The organism is Lentibacillus halodurans, assembly GCF_900112045.1.
GTDB classification, from domain to species: domain Bacteria; phylum Bacillota; class Bacilli; order Bacillales; family Amphibacillaceae; genus Lentibacillus; species Lentibacillus halodurans.
Genome location: NZ_FOJW01000009.1, coordinates 102,827 through 129,387, shown reverse-complemented (window position 1 = coordinate 129,387; position 26,561 = coordinate 102,827). Strand labels below are relative to the sequence as shown.

At 42.8% G+C, this 26,561-nt stretch carries 26 protein-coding genes and 1 pseudogene; 5 read left to right on the top strand and 22 right to left on the bottom strand.

Going from position 1 to position 26,561, the window contains the following annotated elements; all coding sequences use genetic code 11:
- Positions 1-172: 172 nt before the first annotated feature.
- From BM195_RS19190 to sdaAB, 10 genes are all read right to left on the bottom strand, one after another.
- Positions 173-421, bottom strand: coding sequence for a YesK family protein (locus tag BM195_RS19190; RefSeq protein WP_090238473.1), 249 nt, complete (start codon positions 419-421; stop codon positions 173-175).
- 1,262 nt (positions 422-1,683) lie between these two features.
- Positions 1,684-2,367: a ribonuclease III gene (rnc, locus tag BM195_RS12070; protein ID WP_090238467.1), complete on the bottom strand. Its 684-nt coding sequence runs from the start codon at positions 2,365-2,367 to the stop codon at positions 1,684-1,686.
- Positions 2,368-2,461: 94 nt separating this feature from the next.
- On the bottom strand, positions 2,462-2,698 hold the full coding sequence (acpP, locus tag BM195_RS12065; RefSeq protein WP_090238464.1) for an acyl carrier protein: 237 nt from the start codon (positions 2,696-2,698) through the stop codon (positions 2,462-2,464).
- A gap of 92 nt (positions 2,699-2,790) precedes the next feature.
- The gene (fabG, locus tag BM195_RS12060; protein ID WP_090238461.1) at positions 2,791-3,531 is read right to left on the bottom strand and encodes a 3-oxoacyl-[acyl-carrier-protein] reductase; all 741 of its coding nucleotides are present in this window, start codon (positions 3,529-3,531) and stop codon (positions 2,791-2,793) included.
- Positions 3,531-4,472, bottom strand: coding sequence for an ACP S-malonyltransferase (fabD, locus tag BM195_RS12055; protein ID WP_090238458.1), 942 nt, complete (start codon positions 4,470-4,472; stop codon positions 3,531-3,533). The genes fabG and fabD overlap by 1 nt, the downstream gene beginning before the upstream one ends.
- A 2-nt stretch (positions 4,473-4,474) precedes the next feature.
- Positions 4,475-5,476: a phosphate acyltransferase PlsX gene (gene plsX / locus BM195_RS12050; RefSeq protein WP_090238454.1), complete on the bottom strand. Its 1,002-nt coding sequence runs from the start codon at positions 5,474-5,476 to the stop codon at positions 4,475-4,477.
- Positions 5,460-6,053: a transcription factor FapR gene (gene fapR, locus BM195_RS12045; protein ID WP_090238451.1), complete on the bottom strand. Its 594-nt coding sequence runs from the start codon at positions 6,051-6,053 to the stop codon at positions 5,460-5,462. The genes plsX and fapR overlap by 17 nt, the downstream gene beginning before the upstream one ends.
- 182 nt (positions 6,054-6,235) lie before the next feature.
- Positions 6,236-8,269, bottom strand: a complete 2,034-nt coding sequence (recG, locus tag BM195_RS12040; RefSeq protein WP_090238448.1) for an ATP-dependent DNA helicase RecG — start codon at positions 8,267-8,269, stop codon at positions 6,236-6,238.
- 18 nt (positions 8,270-8,287) lie between these two features.
- A complete protein-coding gene (sdaAA, locus tag BM195_RS12035; RefSeq protein ID WP_090238445.1) occupies positions 8,288-9,163 on the bottom strand; it encodes an L-serine ammonia-lyase, iron-sulfur-dependent, subunit alpha in 876 nt (291 codons plus the stop codon).
- Positions 9,164-9,415: 252 nt separating this feature from the next.
- On the bottom strand, positions 9,416-10,078 hold the full coding sequence (sdaAB, locus tag BM195_RS12030; protein WP_090238442.1) for an L-serine ammonia-lyase, iron-sulfur-dependent subunit beta: 663 nt from the start codon (positions 10,076-10,078) through the stop codon (positions 9,416-9,418).
- Positions 10,079-10,214: 136 nt separating this feature from the next.
- Between sdaAB and BM195_RS12025 the strand changes: the two genes are divergently transcribed.
- The 4 genes and pseudogenes from BM195_RS12025 to BM195_RS19180 form a co-directional block, all read left to right on the top strand.
- Positions 10,215-11,498, top strand: coding sequence for an NCS2 family permease (locus BM195_RS12025; RefSeq protein WP_244535749.1), 1,284 nt, complete (start codon positions 10,215-10,217; stop codon positions 11,496-11,498).
- Positions 11,499-11,615: 117 nt separating this feature from the next.
- Positions 11,616-11,768, top strand: a complete 153-nt coding sequence (locus tag BM195_RS18370) for a hypothetical protein (RefSeq protein ID WP_170848242.1) — start codon at positions 11,616-11,618, stop codon at positions 11,766-11,768.
- Positions 11,769-11,815: 47 nt separating this feature from the next.
- Positions 11,816-12,004, top strand: a complete 189-nt coding sequence (locus BM195_RS19185; protein WP_090238438.1) for a helix-turn-helix domain-containing protein — start codon at positions 11,816-11,818, stop codon at positions 12,002-12,004.
- A 70-nt stretch (positions 12,005-12,074) separates the two neighbouring features.
- Positions 12,075-12,292, top strand: a pseudogene (locus BM195_RS19180) (IS3 family transposase); the annotation flags it as partial.
- Between the two features lie 468 nt (positions 12,293-12,760).
- Here BM195_RS19180 and BM195_RS12010 read toward each other — a convergent pair.
- Both BM195_RS12010 and BM195_RS12005 read right to left on the bottom strand, forming a co-directional pair.
- On the bottom strand, positions 12,761-14,425 hold the full coding sequence (locus BM195_RS12010) for a DAK2 domain-containing protein (RefSeq protein ID WP_090238432.1): 1,665 nt from the start codon (positions 14,423-14,425) through the stop codon (positions 12,761-12,763).
- A 58-nt stretch (positions 14,426-14,483) separates the two neighbouring features.
- Positions 14,484-14,846 (bottom strand): Asp23/Gls24 family envelope stress response protein, encoded by a 363-nt coding sequence (locus BM195_RS12005; RefSeq protein WP_090238429.1) that lies wholly within the window; start codon positions 14,844-14,846, stop codon positions 14,484-14,486.
- Positions 14,847-15,076: 230 nt separating this feature from the next.
- On the opposite strand from BM195_RS12005, the gene rpmB reads away from it, so the two are divergent.
- Entirely contained in the window at positions 15,077-15,265 is a 189-nt protein-coding gene (gene rpmB, locus BM195_RS12000) for a 50S ribosomal protein L28 (protein ID WP_090238426.1), read from the top strand.
- Positions 15,266-15,378: 113 nt separating this feature from the next.
- Here the strand turns inward: rpmB and spoVM are convergent, their stop codons facing one another.
- From spoVM to coaBC, 10 genes are read right to left on the bottom strand one after another with little or no spacing between them, the layout of a single operon-like run.
- A complete protein-coding gene (gene spoVM, locus BM195_RS11995) occupies positions 15,379-15,462 on the bottom strand; it encodes a stage V sporulation protein SpoVM (RefSeq protein WP_090238423.1) in 84 nt (27 codons plus the stop codon).
- A 53-nt stretch (positions 15,463-15,515) separates the two neighbouring features.
- Positions 15,516-16,202, bottom strand: a complete 687-nt coding sequence (locus BM195_RS11990) for a thiamine diphosphokinase (RefSeq protein WP_342028038.1) — start codon at positions 16,200-16,202, stop codon at positions 15,516-15,518.
- Complete coding sequence (gene rpe / locus BM195_RS11985; RefSeq protein ID WP_090238416.1) at positions 16,168-16,830, bottom strand: ribulose-phosphate 3-epimerase; 663 nt, start codon at positions 16,828-16,830, stop codon at positions 16,168-16,170. Before rpe ends, BM195_RS11990 begins: the two co-directional genes overlap by 35 nt.
- A gap of 1 nt (position 16,831) precedes the next feature.
- The gene (gene rsgA, locus BM195_RS11980; RefSeq protein ID WP_090238413.1) at positions 16,832-17,713 is read right to left on the bottom strand and encodes a ribosome small subunit-dependent GTPase A; all 882 of its coding nucleotides are present in this window, start codon (positions 17,711-17,713) and stop codon (positions 16,832-16,834) included.
- Positions 17,714-19,744, bottom strand: a complete 2,031-nt coding sequence (gene pknB / locus BM195_RS11975) for a Stk1 family PASTA domain-containing Ser/Thr kinase (protein ID WP_090238410.1) — start codon at positions 19,742-19,744, stop codon at positions 17,714-17,716.
- Positions 19,744-20,499, bottom strand: coding sequence for a Stp1/IreP family PP2C-type Ser/Thr phosphatase (locus BM195_RS11970; RefSeq protein WP_090238407.1), 756 nt, complete (start codon positions 20,497-20,499; stop codon positions 19,744-19,746). The genes pknB and BM195_RS11970 overlap by 1 nt, the downstream gene beginning before the upstream one ends.
- A 51-nt stretch (positions 20,500-20,550) precedes the next feature.
- Complete coding sequence (gene rsmB / locus BM195_RS11965) at positions 20,551-21,897, bottom strand: 16S rRNA (cytosine(967)-C(5))-methyltransferase RsmB (protein WP_090238405.1); 1,347 nt, start codon at positions 21,895-21,897, stop codon at positions 20,551-20,553.
- Positions 21,898-22,839 carry a methionyl-tRNA formyltransferase gene (fmt, locus tag BM195_RS11960; protein WP_090238402.1) on the bottom strand — a complete coding sequence of 314 codons (942 nt, stop codon included), beginning with the start codon at positions 22,837-22,839 and terminating at the stop codon, positions 21,898-21,900. It abuts the gene before it with no gap.
- A 34-nt stretch (positions 22,840-22,873) separates the two neighbouring features.
- A complete protein-coding gene (priA, locus tag BM195_RS11955; RefSeq protein ID WP_090238399.1) occupies positions 22,874-25,282 on the bottom strand; it encodes a primosomal protein N' in 2,409 nt (802 codons plus the stop codon).
- A complete protein-coding gene (gene coaBC, locus BM195_RS11950; protein ID WP_090238396.1) occupies positions 25,279-26,487 on the bottom strand; it encodes a bifunctional phosphopantothenoylcysteine decarboxylase/phosphopantothenate--cysteine ligase CoaBC in 1,209 nt (402 codons plus the stop codon). The genes priA and coaBC overlap by 4 nt, the downstream gene beginning before the upstream one ends.
- Between the last annotated feature and the right edge of the window lie 74 nt (positions 26,488-26,561).

Sequence of the window (26,561 nt, the reverse complement as noted above, 5' to 3'; positions counted from 1 at the left end):
CCCAAAACAATATGGACAACTGTGGAGATATATAGACCTATCGGCTTTTTGGCAAACATACTATAAATTGCATAGGCTAATCCACCCACTACTAACCCTACAGCAAACACCAGCAGTCCAAGGTGTCATCCAATCCCCCCCTTTAATAGCGCCGTTGATTGAATACCAAATATTAGCCTTTGCGAGGATTTATTATCATAGAGATTTTGATAATAAATATGGATATGAGCATACCAATACTGAGTACACCTATACCCAGACCCTTCCATCTCCCAATAACAAGAGATGTAATAAGCACAATGAAAAAAGCAATTATGCAAATTAATAATGATGTATCATTTGTTCGTTTTAGACTCTTAGCGATAATAAAAATCAGTAAATTTATGATAAAGCCTAAGCCAACGGGGATAAATATATCCATCTTACTAGCCCCTTTCAGGAATTTAACAAAAACCCGATTTGTTACAACACAATTTGACCAGATTTATAATTATAGAGCGCAATCTTTACTCCTGAAGTGCACCTGTTTGTGTACCTTTAACCTTTGGAATTCGAATTTCTTCTTAGCACCTTAATTTCGTTTAGCATTTCTTTTTGTATTTCCAGATTTTCTTTCGCATGTTATTTGATGACTTAGCGAACCTCAAGGAAAAAACGAGCAAAAAAATGGTGAATATTGCCATAATAACTACTGCAATGATTATTAAATTCAGAACTTCTATCAAATCCATCAATAATTCCCTCTCATATGTATTTTCGAGATAAGCGCCAATAGAATACGACTTATCTTTTCTCCAGACTTTTAATAAGTCTTATAAACCAATATAATAGTACCCAAGGAAGAATGAATTTCGTAGCCCATTCTATTAATTTTGGAACTAAGTATGATATATTTACTCCTATAAATTCAAGAACAAACAAAAGTGCCAATAAAATCACTATAGTGGTAATTATATTTGTAACAGACCTATCCATTTGTTTAGACCGTTTTGAATGTGTACGTATGGCTAACACAATTAATGCAGCAATCACTATAAAAACAATAAGAAACACTAGCTGAAATATAACATCGCCCCACAAAATTTCATTCATAAGAATCCCCGGACTATACACTCTAGATTAAAACATTACACTAATCATCTCGAATTTGGGTTATCTTTACAATAAGTTATTTCAAGAAATAAGCCGTTTGAGCGTTAACACTTATTCCTATTAGCGGCTATTTGCGTAAAACTGTGAATGGATAAGCGAACCTGCACTTTTTACACCTATACCTTTAGGAATTCTTCAACTTTATCAGTTCTACTACCCAATTTTAATTGATGTACAATTTTATTATTTTCTATGTATATATGAAAATATTTGCATCTTCCCTAAAATTCCATTTCTTGCCATAGGTTCTTTATTTTGTTCGTTAATACAATCGCGGTGTAATCAAGAAAATACATAATATTGGTCTATTACATAAATTTTATACCAAATATCTGACAACGTTTAATGAAATATTAAGCGATTGTCAACTTAACAGATTTTGGTGTCCAAACAAGATATCTCTTTGAATTAGAGATTAATGAGGATAATATGTGACTAGCCATTAAAAGTGGGAAAATATAAGAAAATTTATCATGAACAACATCTGAAAAAGGCTGGTGCTCATTCCACAAGCATACAGCCTTTTCAATGTTAATCACCCAACGAATCCAGCGCATGCTTGGCAGCACGCTGTTCAGCTTCTTTTTTAGTATGGCCTGTTCCCTCGCCAGAGATATTGCCATTGATAATCACCCTGGCAACGAATTCTTTGTCGTGAGACGGGCCTTTTTCATCTGCAATCACATAGTCAATACTGTGATTGCGGTGCTGCTGGACATGTTCCTGCAATTTGCTTTTATAATCCATCGCATGCGAAAAAGCACCTGTCGTTATTTTCGGATAGACATATTTTTTCAGGAATTGAATGACGACATCGTATCCCTGATCCAAATACAATGCGCCCAGGAACGCTTCAAACACATCTGCCAGTATCGCAGGACGTTCGCGGCCGCCTGACTGTTCCTCACCTCTGCCAAGCAATAGATAGGCACCAAAATTCAGCTCCCGCGAAAATTCAACAAGAGACGGTTCACATACAATTGAAGCGCGTAATTTGGTCAAATCCCCTTCTGCCAATCGTTCCTTTTGCTTGTATAAATATTGGGATACCCCCAGTTCCAAAACGGCATCACCCAAAAATTCCAACCGTTCATTATCCGAAAAATGTTTATCCCGATGCTCATTCACATAAGATGAATGTGTGAAAGCTTGCTTAAGCAAGTCTTGATCATTAAATGTTATGCCTAACTGTTTTTCCAGCTGTGAAATATTCATGTCGATGATCACCACTCAAACGAAGATAGATTTATTTTGCAGACGCTGAAATAACAGAAAGCCCCGCATGGTGCGGGACTTCAGCTATATAAAGTCAGGATTGATTGCTGTTTATGTAATTAACAGCATCACCAACCGTGTTGATTTTTTCGGCTTCCTCATCAGCGATTTCCATGTCAAATTCATCTTCAAGTTCCATAACAAGTTCAACCACATCAAGTGAATCAGCCTCAAGGTCATCTTTGAAAGATGCTTCCATGGTCACTTGTGGTTCTTCCACTTCAAGTTTATCTACAATAATTTCTTTTACTTTATCGAAAACGTCTGCCATGATTCGTCACCCCCTTTCAATTAGTATAATATGATTTGAACCGGTTGAGTCACCGATTTCATCAAAAATCGATCTTCCGCCCCATTTCTGTTCTACATCACCATGCCACCGTCGATATGGATTGTCTGTCCAGTAATATAATTTGCATCATCGGAAGCCAGAAAACGGACAACGCGTGCTACATCTTCTGGTTCACCCAATTTTTCCAACGGTATCAGTGACAGCATGCCCTCTTTTTGTTCCTCTGTCAGGGCATCCGTCATATCAGTTGAGATAAAACCGGGTGCAACGGCATTGACCAGTATGTTACGTGATGCGAATTCCTTTGCTGTCGATTTTGTCAGCCCAATGACACCTGCTTTGGCAGCCGTATAGTTAGCCTGTCCGGCGTTGCCGCTGACGCCGACAACCGATGAAACATTGACGATCCGTCCGCCTTTCTGTTTCATCATCTGCCTGGAGACGGCTTTCGTGCATTGAAAGACCCCTTTAAGATTCGTATCAATCACCTGATCGAATTCATCTTCTTTCATCCGCATTAATAAGTTATCCCGATTGATACCCGCATTATTCACTAAAATATCCAAGCTGCCAAAATCGCTGACAACTTGTTTGACCATTGCTTTCGATTCTTGTTCATCTGCAACATTGGCCTGGATCTTAAACGATTCTACACCTTTTTGCCTGACTTCTTCAACAACGGATTGTGCCCTGTCTTCACTGCCCGAATAATTGACCGCGACATTTGCTCCCTGCTTTGCAAGTTCCAGGGCTATCGCACGGCCGATTCCGCGAGAGGCACCGGTTACGAGTGCATTTTTTCCTTTGAGCATTAGGATTCCTCCCTATACCATGTTAAAAACTCATTCAATGAATCCAAATCCTGTACAGCAAATGTTTTGGCTTTGCGATCAATTTTCCGCACAAGGCCGCTCAATACTTTTCCTGTTCCGAGCTCGACGAAGGCATCAACACCTTCATTCAGCATATGACGGATAGATTCCTCAAACCGGACTGGTGAGTACAGCTGTCGGATTAACAAATCTTTTGCGTCATTCTTATCCGTTACAGGTTCAGCCGTCACGTTGGCATAAACCGGGAAGTCGTTACTATTGAATGTTACCCCGTCCAGTTCTTGTGCAAATTCCTCATTAGCCGGTTTCATCAATCTGGAATGGAAAGGACCGCTCACATTCAAAGGTAAAACCCGTTTGGCACCATTTTCTTTTAAAAGACCCGCAGCTGCATCAATGCCTTCTTTTGAACCAGAAATAACAATCTGTCCTGGGCAGTTCAGATTGGCGATATCAACAATTTCATCATCATTTAACTGATCCAGTGTCTGTTCGATATCAGCTTGCGACATGCCCAGCACCGCTGCCATAGAACCCTTCCCTTTAGGAAAAGCTTCTTCCATTAACCTTCCACGGGTAGCAACGAGCGGTATGGCATCCTCAAACGAAATAGCCCCTGCAGCAACAAGTGCACTGTATTCTCCGAGGCTATGGCCTGCAGCCATCACGGGCTTAATATTTTCCTTTTCGAGAAGCCTTTGCACAGCAATTCCAGACAATAATAATGCCGGCTGTGCATTCTCTGTTTCGGTAAGCTCTTCTTTCGGACCTTCAAACATCAGGTTAGTCAATTCTTTTCCCAGAAGCTGATCTGCCCGCCGGAATAATTCCCGTACTTCCGGGTATTCATCGTACAATACTTTTCCCATACCGACTGCTTGTGAGCCCTGGCCGGGAAATAAAAATACGACACGTGCCATGTTCAGTCCCCCTTATTCCAATCTATCGATTCAACCGTTGTTTTAATCGTGCCAGTCACATCGTTTTCAACCATATGCGATGCTTGTTTGATGGCATTGAATACGGCGCGACTATTCGATGATCCATGTGCTTTAATGACAGGAGCCGCAAGACCGAACAGACCTGCTCCGCCATACTCCGAGTAATCCAGTTGGCTTTGCAACCCTTTTAAATCAGACTTTACCATGCCGGCAGCAATCTTTGTTTTGACCGATGACATAAATGTTTCTTTTAGCATCGAAAACATGGTCATTGCTGTTCCTTCAATCGTTTTCAGTGCGATATTTCCACTGAACCCATCAGTAATGACTACATCTGCAGGACCGGTCAAAATATCACGTGCTTCCACATTGCCAACAAAATTGACCGGGGCTTCTTTTAATTGATTGTATGTTTTTTTGGTGAGGTCATTTCCTTTTCCTTCTTCAGTTCCAACATTCAGGAGTCCTACAGTCGGATTTTCAACCAACCGCACCTTTTTCGTATAAATGGACCCCATGATAGCGTATTGAACAAGGTTGTGGGCCTTCGCATCAACATTCGCTCCGACATCCAGCAGCAAAAAGCCTTTTCCGTCAACCGTTGGGAGTGTCGGACTCAGTGCCGGACGATCGATCCCACGAATTCTTCCGACGACAAATAAGCCTGCGCTCATCAAGGCACCGGTATTTCCTGCTGAAATACAGGCATCAGCACGATTCTCTTTTACTTCCCTGGCCATCCTTACTAGTGACGAATTCTTCTTGCTTCTCACTGCACGCACGGGTTCGTCATCAGCGGTAATGATGTCATCTGTATGGATTATATCAATCTGATCATGGTCGTTTAAATAGGGTTTGATTTTACTTTCATCACCGACCAGCGCTATGTTCAAATTGTCAATCTCGGGTACAGCTTGTTCAGCACCTTTTACAATCGCCTCTGGTGCATGATCGCCTCCCATTGCATCAATTGCTATCTTCATTTCCAATATCCCCTTTTGGATCGTTCGAACGATACATATGAAATAATCCGGTAAACACTTTCTCGTTGTCGACAAAACTGTTCACTTGAACCACTGTCATTCCTTTATCATCCACATCTTTAACCAATGCCTTGGCAACAACTCGCTCACCGGCTTTAACCTGTCTGGTAAACTTAATTTCTGATTTGGCCGTCAACGCAAGTTCATCATTAATGACTGCTACAGCCAATGAATTTGCCTGCGCAAATAAATGGTGCCCGCGGGCAATTTTATTCCGTGAAAAAACGTGTTCTTTTTTAATTTCCAGTATCGAAATGGCTCGCCTGTCGAGATCCAGATCGATAATTTCTCCGATCACCTCATCCAGGGAGAGTGCTTTTACAGTCTCGTTCCACTGATATGCGGCTACAGATTTAATTCGCTCACGGAGTTCCGGTATGGAAAGTTCCATCCGGTCAAGCCTGATCGTCTGTATACTGACATTGAATTTTTCCGCTAATTTCTCGTCGGTTATAAATGGTGTCGCTTCAATGGTTTCTTTTAATAATCGCTGTCGTTCCACTTTACTGATTTTCATATACAGCACCGTCCAATAGGAAAAGCACGGTATTTGCCAAGTTATGGTGGCGGCAACATTGTTTTCCCTTAGTTAATTAATGGTATATCGTATTCCTATGACTTGGTACTAATAGTAATATATAATACCAAGTCTGAATATGCAAGTTATCACAAATTATATCGGACGTTTGAACATTTTCTTTAGTCTAATTTCTCATAAAAAACCGAATTATTTTCCAAATCCATCTGTAAATGCTGAAAAGCCGGATCATTTTCCAGCATATTATGTTCAATGATTTCCTCTGCATCCTGACGAGCGGTTTCCAGTGCCCGGTAATCATGGATCATATCTGCTACCTTAAATTCAGGCATTCCACTCTGTTTTTTTCCGAAAAAATCCCCTGGCCCACGCAATTTAAGATCCTGTTCAGATAACGCAAAGCCGTTATTTGTTTCGGTCATAATCCGCATCCGCTCTTTCCCTGTTTCACCCTTTGGATCAGCAATCAAAATACAGTAGCTTTGTTTTTCACCGCGGCCAACCCGGCCTCTGAGCTGATGCAACTGAGAAAGGCCGAAACGCTCTGCATCATAAATGACCATAATGGTTGCATTGGTTACATTCACACCGACCTCAACAACGGTCGTTGATACGAGGACATCCATAACTCCTTCGGCAAACTGTTTCATAACCTGATCCTTTTCATCAGTTGAAAGCCGTCCATGCAAAAGTCCTATTTTTACGGAACCCTGATAAAAATGTTCCAGCTGATGATACAAATCAACCGCATTCTGGATATCGAGCTTATCCGACTCCTCGATCAGCGGACAGATTACATAAGCCTGTTCACCTTGCCGGACATGTTTACCAATAAATTGCAGGATACGATCGAATGTATTTTCCTTCGCCCAATATGTTTCAATTGCTTTTCGGCCTGATGGCATTTCATCGATGACGGATACGTCCATGTCACCAAATGCGGTAATCGCCAAAGTTCTCGGGATCGGAGTTGCTGTCATGAACAATACATCAGGGTGAAGCCCTTTTTCCCTTAATACCCGGCGTTGTTCAACCCCGAATCGGTGCTGCTCATCAACAATTACAAAGCCGAGATCATCAAAAAATACATCGTCCTGGATGAGTGCATGCGTGCCTACCACAATATCTGCTTCATGATTTTCAATAGTGGCAAGTGTCTCTTTCCGCTTTTTTCCTTTAACGGATCCGGTCAACAAAACGATCATGGCTCTTTCACCGAATGTTTCCTGCAATGATTGAAAATGTTGTTCAGCCAATATTTCGGTCGGCACCATCAAAGCTCCCTGCTTGCCTGCTGTAATAGAGGCATAAAGGCATACCTCTGCAACGGCTGTCTTACCTGATCCTACATCTCCCTGCAGCAAGCGGCTCATCCTGTATGGTGATTTCATATCGGCCAATATCTGGTTCAGTGCCTTCTGCTGAGCAGTTGTGAAGGAAAAAGGAAAGCTGTTCACAAATTCGTTAAGGGTCGCCGATTCATAATGCTGGGCATTCCCACTGGTTGATTCCCGTTTAATTTTCCTTAATAACTGCATTTTAAGCTGGAACAGTAAAAACTCCTCATATGTAAATCGCCGTCTGGCATGTTTCAGATCCATTCTGCTTTCAGGAAAATGCATAGTGCTGACTGCAGTGGAACGATCCGGCAATTTATAGGACTCCAAGTAGCGATCCGGGAGAAGCTCATCTATTTCATGCTGATATGTTTTGAGGGCGTTTCCGACTGCTTTCTTCAGCTTGTAATTGGTCACATCACCTTTCAGTGAATACATCGGCTGGATGGCTGCCAGTTCATTTGCCGGGCCTTTTTTATAATTGCTTACCGTTATTTGCAGTCGGTGCGCATCCCATTTTCCCGTTAATGTTACAGTGTCTCCGGAACTCAGCTGCTTTTTGGCAAATGCCCGATTGAACATGACTGCCTTAACTGCAACATGCTCCACTTCTACATTAAATGAAAGCCTTGATTTTTTCTTTCCATAAAAAGTAAGGGAAGGCTCATGGACAATCCTTCCCTCGATGGTGACCTTATCCTCATGAATTAATTCATTAAGCGGTTTGATTTCAAATACATCATAGCGGGAGGGGAAATAATAAAGCAGATCTTCCACGGTATGGATGCCCATTTCCCCCAAATCTTCAGCAAATTTTTCTCCAATACCTTTAATTACTGTTACTGGGTCGCTCAACATTATTCAGATCACTCTTTCCTAAACCGACATTCCAAATATTTTCTCCTTTAAGAGGCGTCCTGTTGGTGTATCGGCCAGACCGCCCTCTCCTGTTTCACGCAGGCTGGAAGGCATCTGTTTGCCAATCCGGTACATGGCACCAATTACTTCATCACACGGGATTGTGCTTGTTACACCGGCAAGCGCCATGTCGGCTGATACGATCGCAAGTGTCGATCCCCCTGCGTTCCGTTTGACACATGGCACTTCGACAAGACCGGCAACCGGATCACAGACGAGCCCAAGCATATTTTTCAGTGTCATGGCAAATGCATCGGCTGATTGCTGTGGTGTTCCGCCGGCCATTTCCACGATTGCAGCCGATGCCATGGCCCCTGCTGAACCCACCTCAGCCTGGCAACCGCCAGCAGCTCCGGAAATAAATGAATTATTGGCAACGACAAACCCGAATGCTCCTGAAGTGAATAAGTAATGCACCATCTGTTCACGCGTCGGATTCAGCTGATTTTTAACAGCGAATAGTGTACCGGGAACACAGCCCGCACTGCCTGCTGTCGGTGTAGCACAGATCGTTCCCATCGCAGCATTGACCTCGTTAGTGCCCATCGCTTTACTGACAGCATCCATGACAACATGGCCGGACAATGGCGTGTTTTCTTTCATGTATTCCTGGACTTTGACAGCGTCGCCACCGGTCAGCCCGGTGACAGACTCAACACCTTTCAGACTATCTTCCACCGCCTTCTCCATCACATCAAGGTTCTTTTCCATTTCGGAAAATATCTCTTCCCGTGATTTCTCCTTCATTTCCATTTCCTGTTGTATCATAACTTCCGAGATTAATATATGATCCTTTTCAGCTATTTCCACTAATTCAGCAACTGTGCGAAACATATGAAAACTCCTCTCCTGATCACGGGCAGGCATTATTGATTGTGCACGCTATCGGGCATAAATTTGGTGCGCCTTCTTAAGTTTGGAACTGCTCGAATTTAAGTGCACCCATTCAACCGTATACGATAACGATTTGATGGCTGTTGTGTGTTGTTTCCATTTCTCATGCGATTTATCCAGTTTATCGTACGATTCATCTGCCTATCACATGGAATTCAACCGTTCGCAGCGCATTTCTTGATCATCGACTCGCTAACTGACAATCTTGGCAACCTGATCAATATGATCTGCAATTTCCATTTCCTTCAAAACATTGTCATCCACATTCTGATCCACTTCAATGACCATCAGTGCTTCCTTCCCGACATCTTTCCGATTCACTTCCATATGACCGATATTGATCTCGTGTTTGGCTAAAATTTTCGTAACAGATGCAATCGCTCCGAACCGGTCATTGTGCATAATCAAAATGGCTGGGTGATTTCCGGACAGCCTTAATTCGAATCCATTCAATTCCGTAATTTCAATTTTACCGCCGCCAATGGAAATACCGACCAGTTCGATCTGATCTGTATCATCACCAATAATCAGCCTTGCAGTGTTCGGGTGGTCAACACCGGCACTGTCTTCAATAAATTCAATGTCAAGGTTTCTTTCTTTGGCAATCTCCAGCGCTTGATTCATTCTTGGATCATCCGTTTCAAATCCAAGCAGACCGCCAGCCAAAGCAAAATCCGTTCCGTGACCTTTATATGTTTTGGCAAATGATTCATATAAATGGATATGCGCCCATTTTGGTTCTTGACCAAATAGATTACGTGCTGCTTTTCCGATTCTTGTTGCTCCTGCTGTATGTGAACTTGACGGACCAATCATGACCGGTCCGATAATGTCAAATACCGAATGATACTTCACAACACAACACCGCCTATATTATAAGTATTCTTCCTTTGCTAATTATAACAAAAAACGCTATAATAATCACTCGTGGATTGTACATTATTGATGTATGATCGGGCGGGAGAGGGACAGAAATATTTGGTGAATACACATGTCCGATCAAGGCAATATGACTTCGCAAAATACCAAAGGAACATGGCTTACTGACATGACAGCCGGGTTAATTGGCTACCTGACAACAGTCTATATTGTGGCAGTGAACGGATCCATCTTGAGTGAGGCCGGCCTTGCACTGGAGGCTGGGATGATCGCTACTATCCTTGCTAGTTTTGCTGGAACCATCGTGATGGGATTGTTTGCCAGATTGCCATTGATCCTGATTCCTGGTATGGGTATCAATGCACTGTTTGCCTATTCAATCGTCGAAAATACTGGGCTTTCATTTCAGGAAGGCCTGGCGGTTATTCTGGTCGCATCAGTACTGTTTCTGATGACAGCTTTCACGAAATTGGGAGCTGTATTAAAAGAGGCCATCCCTGAATCATTGAAACATGCGATTACCGTAGGACTTGGCTTTTTCCTGATCCTGATCGGTCTGGAAAAAAGCGGTCTTGTCGTCAGTGGCGAACAAACAATCATCGCTGTCGGTGACTTTACATCGCCTGTATTTATCACCAGTCTGCTGACGTTATTTATGGCGATATTTTTATTTATGAAAAATATCCCGGCCAACTTCCTTGTGACAATGGCAGCCGGAACGATGCTCGCTTATCTGTTTGGAGTGATGGACACAACCAAGCGTTCCATCCATATCAATGCGGGCGATATGATTTTCACCCCTTCATTCGCAGCAGCAGGTGATTTTGAGTTTTGGCTCGCTGTTTTTCCGCTGGCCATTATTCTTATTTTCGAAAACATGGGTCTGCTGCACGGTCAGCTTCATATGCTTAAACGACAGAACAGCTACAATAGAGCCTATCAGGCTACAGCTTTTTCATCATTGATGAGTGCGTTTTTCGGCACATCGCCGACTGTCTCAGCTGCAGAAAATGCTGCTGTCATTACCTCCGGCGGCAAAACGGGCAAAGCTGCTGTGACAGCAGGATTGTTGTTTCTGGCAACGCTGTTTATCATTCCATGGATTTCCATGATCCCGAATACAGCGATCAGTCCGATCCTGATTATCGTTGGTGTATTAATGGCACAAAATCTTCGGAATGTACCGCTGAATGATCTGTCTGAAGCATTGCCGGCTTTTATGATTGTCGCCATGATCCCATTCACTTACAGCATTGCTGATGGCATGGCGTTCGGGTTTATTGCATATCCGGTTGTAAAAATTGCAATGGGTAAACAAAAAGACTTACCTGTTGTACTCATCATGATTTCAGCCTTGTTTTTGTTTTACTTTATCATGAAAATCGCCGGAATTTAATAAAGAGGCTGAGACAAAAGTATATTAGCTAAAGATAAATCCCAACGATGTGATATGCTCCCTTCTAAGTAGACAGATGAAAAAATAAAATCTGCTACTTTGAGGGGAGCTATTTTTATGCCAAGAAAGAATTATACGATTGAATTTAAACAAATAGTATTGGATGCATATGAACATAAAGGTTTTAGCTTAAAAGGTATTTATCAAAAGTATGGTGTACATCATACAGCGCTTATGGATTGGAAGAAATCCGTAACCAAATATGGATGAGAAGGTTTAAAGAGAACCTCTTCTAAGAAGAAAGTGTATACAAAAAAGTGAAGTTGGCAGCTATTTCTGATTATCTATCCAAACACTACTCACTTAAAGATGTGATCGAAAAATACGGCATATCCAGTACATCTGTTTTGCGAAAGTGGATAAGAGATTATAATGGTCATAAAGAAATACAAGGATCGGGAGGAAGGAGAAACGCTATGAACAAAGGGAGAAAAACAACGTGGTAGGAACATATAGAAATTGTGCAAGCAGCCTTAGACAATGAGAAGGATTACCTAAAAAACAGCGGTAACCCATATGAAACACAGTATGTCGAGAGTAGGAAGATGCATTGATAATGACCAATAGAATCGTTTTGGGGAACATTAAAATGTGAGAAGTATTATTTGCATCAGAACGAGTATCAAACATATAAGCAATTAGTTCAAGCAATTGAGGAATACATCCATTTCTATAATTTTGAGCGATACCAACAAAGATTAAACGGCCTCAGTCCTATGGAGTATAGGGAAGAAGGCCGCGTAAATCCTTTTTATTATTTCCACTGTCTACTTAACAGGGGGCAGTTCAAACGGTTCGGATTTATCTTTTGAGGTATGTTTGAAAATTGGTTGCGAATGATCCATCAACGAAGAAGTCACTTGCTCTTAGATTTGCTTGCTTCCATGCTTTTGTTGGTGAGTGCATGATGGTCGCTTCGGAAAAATACGCCCTTTCTGGGGGCACGGCCTCAGCTAACTTTGCCAAGAAAACCACTTGGCAAAGTGGATCTTCGGCTCGCGCTGTTCCCCCAGGCGTGTCGCATTTTTCCGCAGCTTAGAATCGTGTTCTCAAGGTGACTGCAAGTTCAATGAATATTGTTCCGTGCGTGCTTTTCTTTCAACAATTGTCACTCGTTCAAAGTAAAATGCTGCACTTCCTGCCCTGTAATCGTCGCCTTTAGCGTGAAACGTTTTAATGTGTCTCAGCCTTATTTTTTAACTTTATTCCACTGAAAAAATAAACGAATAAATCGGCTGATTACCTTTATGAACTTCTATTTCAACGTCTTCAAATTTTTCTTCCACATATTGCTCAATGGCTTTCACATCCTCATCACTGGCACTTTCGCCCTGTAAAATGGTAAGAATCTCATCGTCCTCGACAATCATGTCATTGAGCAGTGATTTAACAGTTTCCAGTAAATCTTTATTTGAAGATTTGATTTTTCCATCGGCTATGCCCATAAATTGATCTTTTTCGATGGTCATGCCATTAATTTGTGTATCACGGACCGCATATGTAACTTGTCCGGTTTTGACCTCTTTGCCTGCAGCTTCCATTGCTTCACGGTTCGCGTCAATTGCTGCCGCCGGATGAAATGCCAGCAGTGCACCGATCCCTTGTGGAATTGTTTTAGTCGGGACAACTGCCGTACTTACTTCAGCCAGCTTTGCCGCCTGTTCTGCTGCCATGACAATATTTTTATTGTTCGGCAGGATCAGTACATTATTTGCATTCGCTTCCTTGATAGCTTCGGCAATGTCCTGTGTGCTTGGGTTCATCGTCTGTCCGCCTTCAATAACAACCGTTGCCCCCAGGCTTTCAAACAATTCCTTTATGCCACCACCCATTGCTACTGTCACAATCGCGTAATCAGCTTTTTCTTTTGATGCTTCCTTGTTATCATTTTCTCCGACAATCGCTGTATGCTGATCACGCATGTTTTCAATTTTCATGTTGGTAAGGCTGCCAAACCGTTGCCCCAGCGTCATGACTTCACCAGGGTATTCCGCATGGACGTGAACTTTAACGAGATCATCATCTGAAACTACCAACAGTGAGTCGCCATGTTCGCTTAATTCTTGACGGAAGGCTTCCTCATCAAATGGATGATCTTTTAGCTTGTCTGCTTCAAATCTGACCATGAATTCCGTGCAATAGCCATATTCGATTTCCGACGTATCCATAAAATCCTGGGCAATCTTATGGTGCTCGGCATTGACCATTTCTTCCATTTCAATTTTGTCTGTATCCTGTTCCGGTACCTCTTCACCTTTCAGCGCCGCCAGAAAACCTTCATAAATCGTTACAAGGCCTTGTCCACCTGAATCAACTACACCTACTTCCTTCAATACAGGCAAAAGATCCGGTGTACGCTTCAATGAAGCCTTTGCTTCCTTGACAACCCTTTCCATTAAAGCGGTTACATCATTCTCTGCCTCCGATTCAATGATCGCAGTTTCTGCAGCATCTTTGGCAACCGTTAAAATGGTGCCTTCAACAGGCTTCATAACCGCTTTATAAGCTGTGTTCACGCCACTGTCAAATGCGTTGGCCAAATCTTCGGCTGATAATGTTTCTTTCTTTTCCATCCCTTTTGCAAACCCACGGAAAAGCTGGGATAATATGACACCGGAATTGCCTCGTGCGCCCATCAGTAATCCTTTTGAAAAAGCACCCGCCACTTCCGAAATATTGTCACTGCTCAGCTTTTTGACTTCATCTGCTCCAGACGTGATCGATAAATTCATGTTCGTACCGGTATCCCCGTCCGGAACAGGGAAAACGTTTAATGCATCTATTTTTTCGGCATTGTTTTTCAAATGATGTGCACCTGACAGCACCATTTGGCTAAACATCGTGCCATTTAATTTTTCTGACGCCACAATACTTTCCTCCTTCATAACAACAATAGACAAAAGCAATTAAACCGGGTATTTGTGATTAGTCCTTGGCTACCCGGACACCTTGAATATAAATATTCACCGAATCAATCTCAAGGCCTAATGACTTACTTAACGTGTATTTCACCTGTGATTGTACGTTATGTGCAACTTCCGATATTTTCGTGCCGTAACTGACAATGATATACATATCAATATGGAGGTGGTTTTCTTCTTGTCTGACAATAACACCTTTTGAAAAGTTCTCTCTCCTGAGAATTTCCGCAATTCCATCCCTTATTTGACTTTTTGATGCCATTCCGACAATCCCGTAGCATTCAACGGCTGCACCACCAGCAATTGTGGATATTACTTCATTTGTGATCGTCACCTGACCATCGTTTGTGTTCAGTTCTATGGACATGAGTATCCTCCTTTGACACCCGAATTATAAGAACATTTTACTATACTCATACACTTAATAAAAGCATTACTGAATCATTGGATGATAATCCCTTATTACAATGAATGATTTACATTGTTGTGTCAAGTTATTTTTCTTTGCATTTGCCCGGAAACAATTGCATTACCAGTCCATTTATGATAAATTGAATAAGTGATTATAGGATATAAGTGTTAACAGGAGGGATTACCATGGCCAGAAAATGTACCGTGACCGGACGACAAACCCGCAGCGGAAATAATCGTTCCCACGCTATGAATGCAAATAAACGTAACTGGAAAGCTAATGTGCAAAAAGTTCGTATTATGGTAGACGGCAAACCAAAAAAAGTTTATGTGTCTGCTCGTGCCCTGAAATCAGGCAAAGTGCAGCGCGTATAGATAACGAGCATTCGCGAATAACGAAAAAAGCATCCCGTATTCAGGATGCTTTTTTTCATATTTTGAAAAAATAAGCTTCTGTCAATTAAATGACAAAAGCCGATTGATCATGTTCATTTATCTTTTTTAAAAACGCCTGCAACAACCCGGATAAATCCGCCGATAAACCTTGGGAGTTTAATAGTATAAAATTTCATGAGTTCCCCGCCTCCTCTGTTTACAAACAAAGCTTTCAATAAAATCGTATGGACTAAGCTTCACGACTCTTTATTACTAATAGTATGCCTTCTTTGTACGAAAAAGTACCAAAATTTGAAATCAGCTTGTTTGAAATACAGCGTGTCGAACCCCAAGAAATGATTTCATCGATCAGTGGATAATAAAAACCCTCGAGCGTTAGCCTTTTCACAACCTTGGTATACGGAATAAACGAAATCATTGGATAATGTGAATCATGGCTGATTTCATGCTGTCCCGGTTCTGTTAATTGAAGCTGGTTTTGTTGATCGGCGATGATCCCTTGAATATTTTGTTCCATCATTGAATAAAGCAGCTGAATATTGATGAGGGCATGGTCAAGACGCCCGCCTGTCACGCCGAATAAATAAATTTTTTCAGGATTGAGAGCATATGCTGTTTTGATCGCAATTTCGAGATCAGTCTCATCCTTTTCAGAGGGATACTGATCAAATACTGTTGCGCGATTTCGTACAGTTTCTCTTTCTGCTTCATCCAGCGAATCAAAATCACCCACGGCATAGTGTGGCGTCATGTTATGTTTCACTAATGTCAAGGAACCCCGATCGGCACCGATCCAAACGTCTATCACAGCTTCGTAGCGGGAAAGGTCAGGAATGAGTTCTTGCGGTCCGTTTCCCATTATGGCCACATATGACAAGGCATTAATCCGCCTTTCCTGCTGCCTGGACAATTTCACGGATTGCCTGCTTCCGGTCGGCCTGTTTAAAAACAGCACTTCCGGCAACAAGGACATCGGCACCGGCATTTGTACATAGTTTTGCTGTGTCACCATTTATGCCGCCGTCAACTTCAATCTCAAATAATAATTGACGTTTCTCACGCCACTCAGCAACCTGCTCTATTTTTTTAACAACTTCACTGATAAATGTTTGACCGCCGAATCCCGGGTTAACGGTCATGAGCAATACAAGATCGACTTCGTTTAGAATATCCCTGATCATTTCTGCAGGTGTTGCCGGATTAATCACCACTCCGGCTTTGGCCCCGTTATCCTTGATCAGCTGGATAGTCCGGTGCAGATGAGGGCAGGTTTCCTGATGAACCGTGATGAATGATGCGCCCGCCTCAGCGAAGGCCGGAATATAATGGTCGGGATTTTCTATCATCAAATGCACATCCAATGGCAACTCGGTATGTGGTCTGATCGATTCGACAATGAGTGGGCCAATCGTGATGTTCGGAACAAAATGGCCGTCCATCACATCAACATGTATATAATCTGCGCCACCTCTTTCAACATCCTGAATTTCAATACCCAATCTGGAAAAATCTGCTGATAAAATGGAAGGTGCGATTTTAGTCATATCAATACCTCGGCTTTCTTGAATTGATTTCGTCTAAAAAACGAAGATAATGTTCATAGCGAATCTTAGCAACTTCTCCTTCTTCTACTGCTTGTTTCACAGCACATTTCGGTTCTTTGTTATGAAAACAGCCACGAAACTTGCAATCTCCCTGCCGCTCACTGATCTCCGGAAAACAATCGGCCAATTCATCAGCGGTAATATCTTGAAAATCAAGTGTGCTGAATCCTGGAGTGTCCGCAACCAGCCCTCCACCTGCTTCTACCAGTTCGACGTGTCTGGTTGTGTGCTTTCCTCTGCCCAAACTTGTGGAAATATCATCCGTTTTTAGTTGTAGTGACGGGTTCAGTCCATTCAATAACGATGATTTGCCGACACCGGACTGACCGGCAATGACAGATACCTGATCAGACAGATAATGGCTTAACCCCTCTAAATCTTTTGGTTGTCGGACGGAAATCAGTTTGATCTTATAACCGATTTGCTCATATAACGTTTGATAACGAATAATGGATTTCAGTTCTGTTTGGTTGATCAAATCGCTCTTCGTAATGAATATAATCGGTTCGATGTCCTTCGATTCAATCATCACAAGAAATCGGTCCATCAATAGCGGGTTAAAATCAGGCATGGCAGCAGAACTGACGATGATTGCCTGATCAACATTCGCTACCGGTGGGCGAATCAGTTGATTTTCTCTTGGCTTGATGGAACGAATATATCCTTCCTCGGGATTATCACCATCAAATTCCACAAAATCACCGACAAGCGGGGTAATGTTTTGTTTGCGGAATACCCCCCTTCCCCGGCACTGGAACACGTTGTCCCCTGATTGCACATAATAAAATCCGCTTACTGCTTTAGTAATTCTGCCTTCAGCCATTTATTCACCTGCCGCTTCTTCATATGGGATCGATTTATCGATAATCACTTCATCATCACGGATAACCCTGTAATTTGCAACATTACCTGGCGCTATGTTTAGCGTAATCGTAAACTCTCTATCCTCCGTAATAGTATATTCATCATATACTTCCGAAATCGAACGGTTATTATCCCCGATATAAATGGAAACAGTCTGTTCAATCGGTTCATCTGAGTCTTCTGCTTCCCCACTCGGATTATGGGAAACCGTGAATGTTTCCTCATAATTGACTGGCGGTTTTTCCTCAGGTCCTGTAGAAATATATACATCGACTGTATCGCCTGCCTCCAATTCGGTACCGGCTTCGGGATCCTGTCGAATAACGTTGCCTTCAGTTGTGTTTTCTGAACTTTCTTCTCTGATGGACGCATTCAATCCTTGAGCTTCCAACGTATCAATAGCCTGTTGTTCACTCATGCCTGCCAGATTGTTCAAACTAATGGGAGCAGGTCCCATACTGATGTCAAAGATCACTTCTGTCTCATCTGGAATGACCTCTGTACCAGGAGAAGGATAAACCTGTGCTATGATTTCACCTGCGCTATACTCGCTTGAATATTCCTCGTCTGCGGTAATATTCTCAAATCCTTTATTTTCCAATATGCGTCTAACTTGGTCAAAGTTTTCACCAACATAGTCCTCAAATGCGACTGTCTCTTTTCCCTGACTGACAATCAACGTTACCGTATCCCCTTCGCTCACAGTACTGCCAGCTTCCGGATCGGTACCGATTACGATATTTTCCGCTACATCGTCGGAATTCTCTACTTCCCGCTCGGTATTCAAATTTAATGCGCGTAATTCATCTACTGCTTCCTCATACTCCATGTCGCTCACGTCAGGGACATCAACATCTTTGGGCTGCATTATAAAGAATGCGGCGACACATGCAGCCAGCAATATCAATAAGAAACCAAGTATGATCAGCCATTTTTTTCGGCGTTTCTGTTTACCGGTCTTCGCTCCCTTTTTACTTTTACCCTTTTTTGTTCCCTTTTCATTCTTACTTTTCTCTTCATTCGCATATGTTTTCGTATCCTCGTCAGGCTGGCCGACAATCGTATCGTTATTCGTATTTTGCTGTACTTGGTTGTCGGTTATAATCGGAATGGCTTTCGTCTCTTCTCCCTCTTCGGCTGGCGGCATAAATTTTTCTTCGTCCATCCTGCCTGGGTCAAGTGCTGTTCCCAAATCATCTTCCATATCATATACCGTGTCGTACCGGTGAAACGCATCCTTAGCAGTTGCCTGTAATACTATATTTTCAACACTTTGCGGAATATCCGGGTTAAACCGTTTTACAGACGGTGTATCATGCTGCAGGTGTTTTAGGGCGATTGACACAGGTGACTGACCCGAAAAAGGAAGCCGACCTGTCAATAATTCAAACAGAACAATTCCGAGGGAATATATGTCTGAATTTTTGGTTGCTGTACCACCGCGGGCCTGTTCAGGGGATAAATAATGCACAGATCCAAGGATGGAATTGGTTTGTGTCAATGCCGTCGCACTTAAGGCCATTGCAATTCCAAAATCCGTCACTTTTACCTGACCATATGTATCAATCAAAATGTTTTGTGGTTTGATATCCCGGTGAATAATGTCGTTGGCATGGGCATGAGCTATAGCTGATGCGATTTGTTTCATGATGTCAAGTGCTTCCTGTACGTCAAGCGGAGCATAACGTTGTATGTATTCTTTCAAGGTCATCCCATCCACATACTCCATTGCCATAAATAAAATTCGGTCTTCTTCCCCTACATCATAAATGTTGACAATATTCGGATGGGCCAGACTTGCTGCTGATTGTGCCTCCCGGTCAAAGCGGGCAATGAACTCCTCATCATTGGCATAGTCCATGCGCAAAACCTTAATAGCCACGTCACGATCGAGAATGGTATCTTTTGCCAGATATACATCGGCCATACCACCCCCACCAATCGCTTCTTTTATCTTGTAACGCTCATTCAGCAGGTGACCATCCAACATTATGCATCACCCTCTTCCATAGCGCCATCATGATGTACAATAATAAGAGATATGTTATCCTCGCCGCCCCGTTCATTGGCAAAATCAACCATCTCATTACACGTTGTTTCAAGATCTTGATCTTTTTGAATGAGTGATAAGAGTTCATCATCTGATAGCTTATTGGTCAATCCATCAGAACATAACAGAAGCTGGTTTTCGAAGTTCCATTCGATTGACTGGACATCGGCGGTTATATCCGCTTCTGTTCCAAGTGCCTTCAGTAAAACATTTTTGCGGGGATGTTGTTCGGCATCATCTTTACTGATCTGTCCGGAACGAACCAACTCATTCACCAGCGAGTGGTCCTCTGTTATTTGCCTGAACTCGTCCTCGCTCAGAATATAACACCGGCTGTCACCGATATGTCCGACAGCAATAAACGCTTCTGTGCAAATAGCAGCAACAACAGTTGTCCCCATACCTGCACACTCCTCATGATCCTGAGCATGCTCCAGTATAGAACGGTTCATTTCCTGGATATTTTCTTTTAACCATACTTCTGTTTCTTCAGGTTGATCGAACTCATCAGTCTGCTCCCATTGATCCCGGATAAAGGAGGTTGCTATCTGACTGGCTACATCTCCCGCCTGATGGCCGCCCATACCATCGGCAATAACTGCGAGCAGCTGGCCAGACTCGTTATAAAATACTCCCCCGGCATCTTCATTGTGATGTCTGATTTGTCCCTGGTCTGTCTGAAAATGTGCTTTCATCTTTTTCACCCCTCAACGGTAAACCATCCGCTTTTTAACGTGTAAAGCTGGTTACACGCGTTTGATCCTTGTCAGAAAAAACCCGTCAGTCGAAAACGTTTGTGGAAATAACTGCAAACCGATTTCAGAACATCCTGGTGAATCTTGAATCATGGCCGGCAATTGTTCAAAAAAGTCTGGGTCTACATGAAAATCAGGGTTGCGTGCTAAAAAGTTTTCTGCCACTTCGTTATTCTCCGCTCTATCGACGGTGCAGGTACTGTATATCAATCGTCCGTCTTTTTTCAATAATGGTGCAACATGTTCCAGTATATCAAGCTGAATCCTGGCTAACCGGTCAATATCCTCTTTTTCCTTATGATATTTAATATCCGGTTTTCCGCGGATCACACCAAAGCCTGTACACGGGGCATCAACCAATATGCGGTCAAAGCTCTCCTTTTCATGCTGTTCTTGCAATTTCCGGGCATCCCCAGGTTTGGCATCGATTATCGTTAAATCCAGTTCCGCAGCTTTTTTGCGAATTTGTTTTGCCTTTTTGGCATGAAGATCGTAAGCAGCAATCAGGCCTTCATTTTGCATTTTTTCAGCGGTGTGTGTCACTTTGCCGCCGGGTGCACTGCAGGCATCCAGGACAGTCATGCCAGGCTTGGCATTCAACATTTCCGTTACCAGCATCGAGCTTTGATCCTGGATGGTGACATAACCTTGTTCAAAAAGTCTTGTCCGTAAAATATTGCCTTGATCAATCAAAATGCCTTGATTCGAAAAATGGGACTTCCTTAATTCAAATCCAAGTTCCTGAAGCTCGTCCATCGCTGTTTCACGGGTGATCTTTAATGGTTGAATACGAATGGATGCCGGTTTTCGTTCAAGATTGGCATGGCACATATCCCTCGTCATTTCATAGCCATACATATCTATCCAGCGTTTAACGAGCCACTGCGGATGGCTGGTTTCAATGGCAAGCCGCTCTGCCTCATCTTCAATCTCAGCTGTGTCCGGGACGCCTCTTCGCTGCATGCTTCGAAGCACACCATTTACAAATGAAGCGATCCCTTTATGACCGCGGTGTTTAGCGATTTCAACCGCTTCATGAATGATGGCATGATCCGGAACCTTGTCAAGAAATTTCATTTGATAAACAGACATCCGCAGCAGCATACGTACCCATTGCTGCAATTTTTTTGCTGAATGGATAAACGGCTTCAAATAGTAATCCACTGTTAATTTGCGCTGGATAGTGCCATAGACGATCTCTGTCATAAGTGCCTCATCTTTGGGCGGTATGTTTCGGGATTTTATCTCATGATCTATCAGTAAATGACTGAAACCGCTGTCCTGTTCAATACGCAAGAGCAGATCAACGATTGTTTCCCTCACTAGAAAATTTTGCATTTAATCACCCATTACAACCCCTGTTTTAATCCGATCGGGAGACCCTTGCAAATATTGTTTAACAGTCATGCGTTTTTTCCCTGCAGGCTGTATCTCCGTAACCCGGATTCCCTTTTGATTGCCGCAAACGACCACAAAGGATTCTTTATCTGTAACGTGAACAATTTCACCGGGGATTCCTTCATAGACAGCGTCATCCTTTTCACCCCACCAGATCTTTATGACATCACCGTCATACGTTGTAAATGCGACCGGCCAAGGGTGCAGTCCCCTGATATGATTATAGATAACTTCATGGGGCTTGTGCCAGTCTATTTTTTCCTGATCACGCTTGATATTATAAGCGAAGGTTGCAAGATTCTCATCCTGACTGACAGGCGTTATTTCCCGGGCGAACAATCTGGGCAACGTACCCGTTAATAGCCGTGCACCTGTTTCGGATAATTTATCGTGCAATGTCCCGACATGGTCACCGGGCGTAATCGGTACGGTCTGCTGTGCGATAATATCACCGGCATCAAGCTTCTCAACCATATACATGATCGTGATTCCTGTTTCCTGTTTCCCCTGTAAAATGGCATAATGGATCGGAGCGCCGCCTCTGAGTTCAGGAAGTAATGATGCATGTACATTAATGCAGCCGAATTCAGGCGTTTCGAGCAATTCTTTCGGCAATATTTGTCCATAGGCCGCTGTTACAATGATATCAGGTTCATAGGCGAGAATTTTCTTATATTCGTCTTTTAATTTTTCCGGCTGCAGTACAGGAATATCATGTTTAACAGCCATTTTTTTAACAGGAGGCGGTGTGATGATTTTTTTCCTGCCTTTGGGACGGTCCGGCTGCGTTACGACAAGATCAATGTTATATTCCATCTGGATAAGTGCTTCCAGGATTGGCACAGCAAAATCTGGTGTACCCATAAAAACAATTCGTTTCATCGCCGGTGCTCCTTTCTATATAAAGCGACATTGGCTACATTAACTGATAAGGTTGCATGTCCACTGTAATTTGTAAATCATTTTTACGTACCTCATCATCAAATTGATGGATCATTTTTTGGATTAATCTCTGCAGATCGGATTCGTGCTTGTATTTTATCATGCATTGATAGCGAAATCTATCTTTCATCCGAGGTATCGGTGACGGCGTTGGTCCTAAAATGACTGTATCCGACTGGACATGTTTCCATAGATTTTTGACAATCTGCTGTGTCGTTTGTACTGCCGTTACATGATTTTGATGGGATACCGTTATTAATGTCAAAAATACATATGGCGGATATTGAAATTTTTTCCGTGTTTGCATTTCCTGTTGATAAAATCGTAAATAATTGTAGCGGCTTGCCAGTTCTATACTGTAATGCTCCGGTGTATATGTCTGGACAATCACTTCACCTGGCAAATCATGTCTTCCCGCCCGTCCACTCACCTGTGTCAGAAGCTGAAATGTTTTTTCCGATGAGCGGAAATCCGGTAAGTGGAGCATAGAATCAGCTGTCAGTACACCGACAAGCGTTACATTTTCAAAATCAAGCCCTTTCGCGATCATTTGAGTGCCCAGCAATATATCTGCTTCCTTGTTGGCAAACTGGTTCAGCAGCTTTTCATGAGCTCCTTTCCTTCGTGTTGTATCCACATCCATTCTCAGCACTCTTGCCTCAGGAATCAGCTGGGTCAGTGCTTCCTCTATTCGCTGTGTTCCAGTTCCAAAAAAACGGATTAAATCACTGCTGCAGGAAGGGCAATACATTGGCATTGATTCTTCATACGAGCAATAATGGCATTTTAATTGATTTTGATGCTTGTGGAATGTAAGGGCAATATCACAGTGCGGACATTCCTTAACATAGCCGCATTCCCTGCACATGACAAAGGTTGAATAGCCCCGCCTGTTTAATAAGAGAACAATTTGTTCACCGCGGCGAATCCGTTGTTCCATGTTCTCCTTCAGATTCCGTGAAAACATCGAACGATTACCTGCATGCAGTTCATCCCGCATATCAACAATATTGACCTCAGGCATTGCCTTTTCATTGGTTCGTTTCGTCAAGGTGGCCAGTTTGTAGACGCCTTTTTGTGCCCTGGCATAGGACTCCAGCGTCGGTGTGGCACTGCCGAGGATGACCGGACATCGATGGTACTCTCCTCGGTGGATGGCAACATCACGCGCATGATAGCGTGGCTGGTCCTCTTGTTTATAGCTGTTTTCGTGTTCCTCATCAATAATGATGATCCCAAGATTTTCAAACGGAGCAAAGACAGCTGACCGGGCACCGACGACAACTTGTACCTCTTTACGATGAATCCGTCGCCACTCATCGTATTTTTCCCCGTATGATAATGCACTATGTAATACAGCTACATTGGATCCAAACCGTCCCTTGAACCGTTTGACCATTTGGGGGGTTAGAGAAATTTCCGGAACAAGTACAATTGCCTCTTTTCCTTTATCAATCACGTCTTGAATGGCCTGCAAGTAGATTTCCGTTTTCCCGCTGCCTGTCACACCGTGGATCAGGAACACATCATGCCGGTTCTCCTGAATATGCTGTTTGATCGGTTCAATTGCTTCCCGCTGTTGTTCGGTCAATTCCAAAGAAGTTGTCTGTTCAAACACACTATCATCATACGGATTACGGAAAACCTCTTTCCTGAATGAGGTAATCAATTCTTTTTTCAGTAACGCGTTGACAGTAGATCTTGTTGTTCCAAACTCTTTTATGAGCTTGTTCAATTCAATCTCCTGTGGGTGATCAATAAAAAAAGTAAGCATTTCCTGTTGTTTCCTGGCTCTGTTTGGCATGTCCCGGAGTGCTTCCTCCAGCAAATGAATGTCGCGTGCAGGTTTCAGAAATGTAACATGCTTTTTTGTTACCCTTGATTTGACAAGATAATGAACAGCTATATCGCCATCCTGTATCGCCTTTTGGATCTGATAAAAACTGACTCCACTATTCTCCACCTCTTCGTAAGGAACAACATCCCTGCGGTCAAAAAATGCCTCAAGCTGATCTGAAAGAGAGGCGGATGTTAACCGTTCCAGCTCTTTTTTATAATTGGCTTTCAGCACCTGGGGGAGCATTGCCTGGAAAGTGGTGATATATAAACTCAGCGTCTCTTCTGCCAGCCATTTGCCTAGATCTAGTAATTCCGTCGTCAGGATTGGCGTTAAATCAAATACGTCGATGATTTCCTTTAGTTGATCAAAAGAAGACTCATTCGTTCTCCCGACAACATACCCCATTATTTTTCTGGGACCAAATGGAACCATGACACGCATTCCCGGCTTCAACATTTCCTGAAAACGTTCCGGTATCTGGTAATCGAATGTTTGATTGATAGAACTGGCCGGGACATCAACAATCACTTTTGCAATATTCAATTTGGTTCATCCTTCATATCATGAGAAATTAATAATAGCAGTTTATCAGCAATATCCTGTTTAGAAGCCAGTGAAATCTCTTTTTTTTGCTGAAATTTATTCACATACGTGACGATATTCGTGTCACCGCCAAATCCGGCTCCATCAGCTGCTACATTATTGACGATGATCGCATCCAGATTTTTTTGATCTAATTTGGCCATGCCATATTCAATCGGGTTGGTTGTTTCAGCCGCAAACCCTGCCAAAAACTGGTGCTCTTTTTTTTCACCGAGTGATTGCAGGATATCTTTTGTCCGTTCCATCTCAACATACCAATCATCAGGCTGTTTTTTCAGCTTTTCCTCATAAACTTGTTTCGGTCGGTAATCAGCAACAGCAGCTGCTTTGACCACAATATCACTTGCTGGGAAATGATCATGCATCGTCTGATACATTTCCTCAGCTGTGACGACATCGATTCGTTTAATTTGTTTATTCGACGTCTCCAGACTGACCGGACCGGTAACTAATACGACCTCTGCACCCAATTTTGCCGCCGCTTCAGCCAGCGCGAAACCCATTTTTCCTGAGGATCGATTCGTAAAAAACCGGACTGGGTCCACCTTTTCCTGTGTAGGCCCTGCCGAAACCAGCATTTTTTTTCCGGAAAATAAAGCTTTTTTTGCTTGATGCTGTTCGATTGCGGTAATAATGCTTTCCGGTTCCTCCAAACGCCCCTTGCCGACATATCCGCATGCAAGATATCCCTCGCCTGGTTCGATAAAATGGTACCCCCAGGATTCCAGCTTTTTCATATTATCCATTACAGCTGGGTGTGCATACATATGTACATTCATAGCAGGTGCAATATAAACAGCAGACTGTGTGGCAAGCAATACAGTTGAAAGCATATCATCAGCAATGCCTCCCGCCAATTTTCCGATTATATTCGCCGTGGCCGGTGCCAGTACGGTTACATCAGCCCAGTCAGCCAGGTCAATATGTGCGATGCTGGCCGGGTCTTTTTCATCAAACGTATCGGTATAAACGGGGTTCCTTGATAAAGCCTGAAATGTCAGCGGGGATACGAATTTTGCAGCATTTTCGGTCATGATCACTTGCACATTTGCACCTTGCTGGGTTAACTTGCTTGTTAACGCACACGCCTTATATGCAGCGATGCCACCTGTAACACCCAACAGGATATTTTTATTCCGGTTCATAGGTCGTCCCTTCCTTTACATAACAGCATTTTCTTCAAAACGTAAACCCCCGCAAATGAAGAAACAGCGAGGGT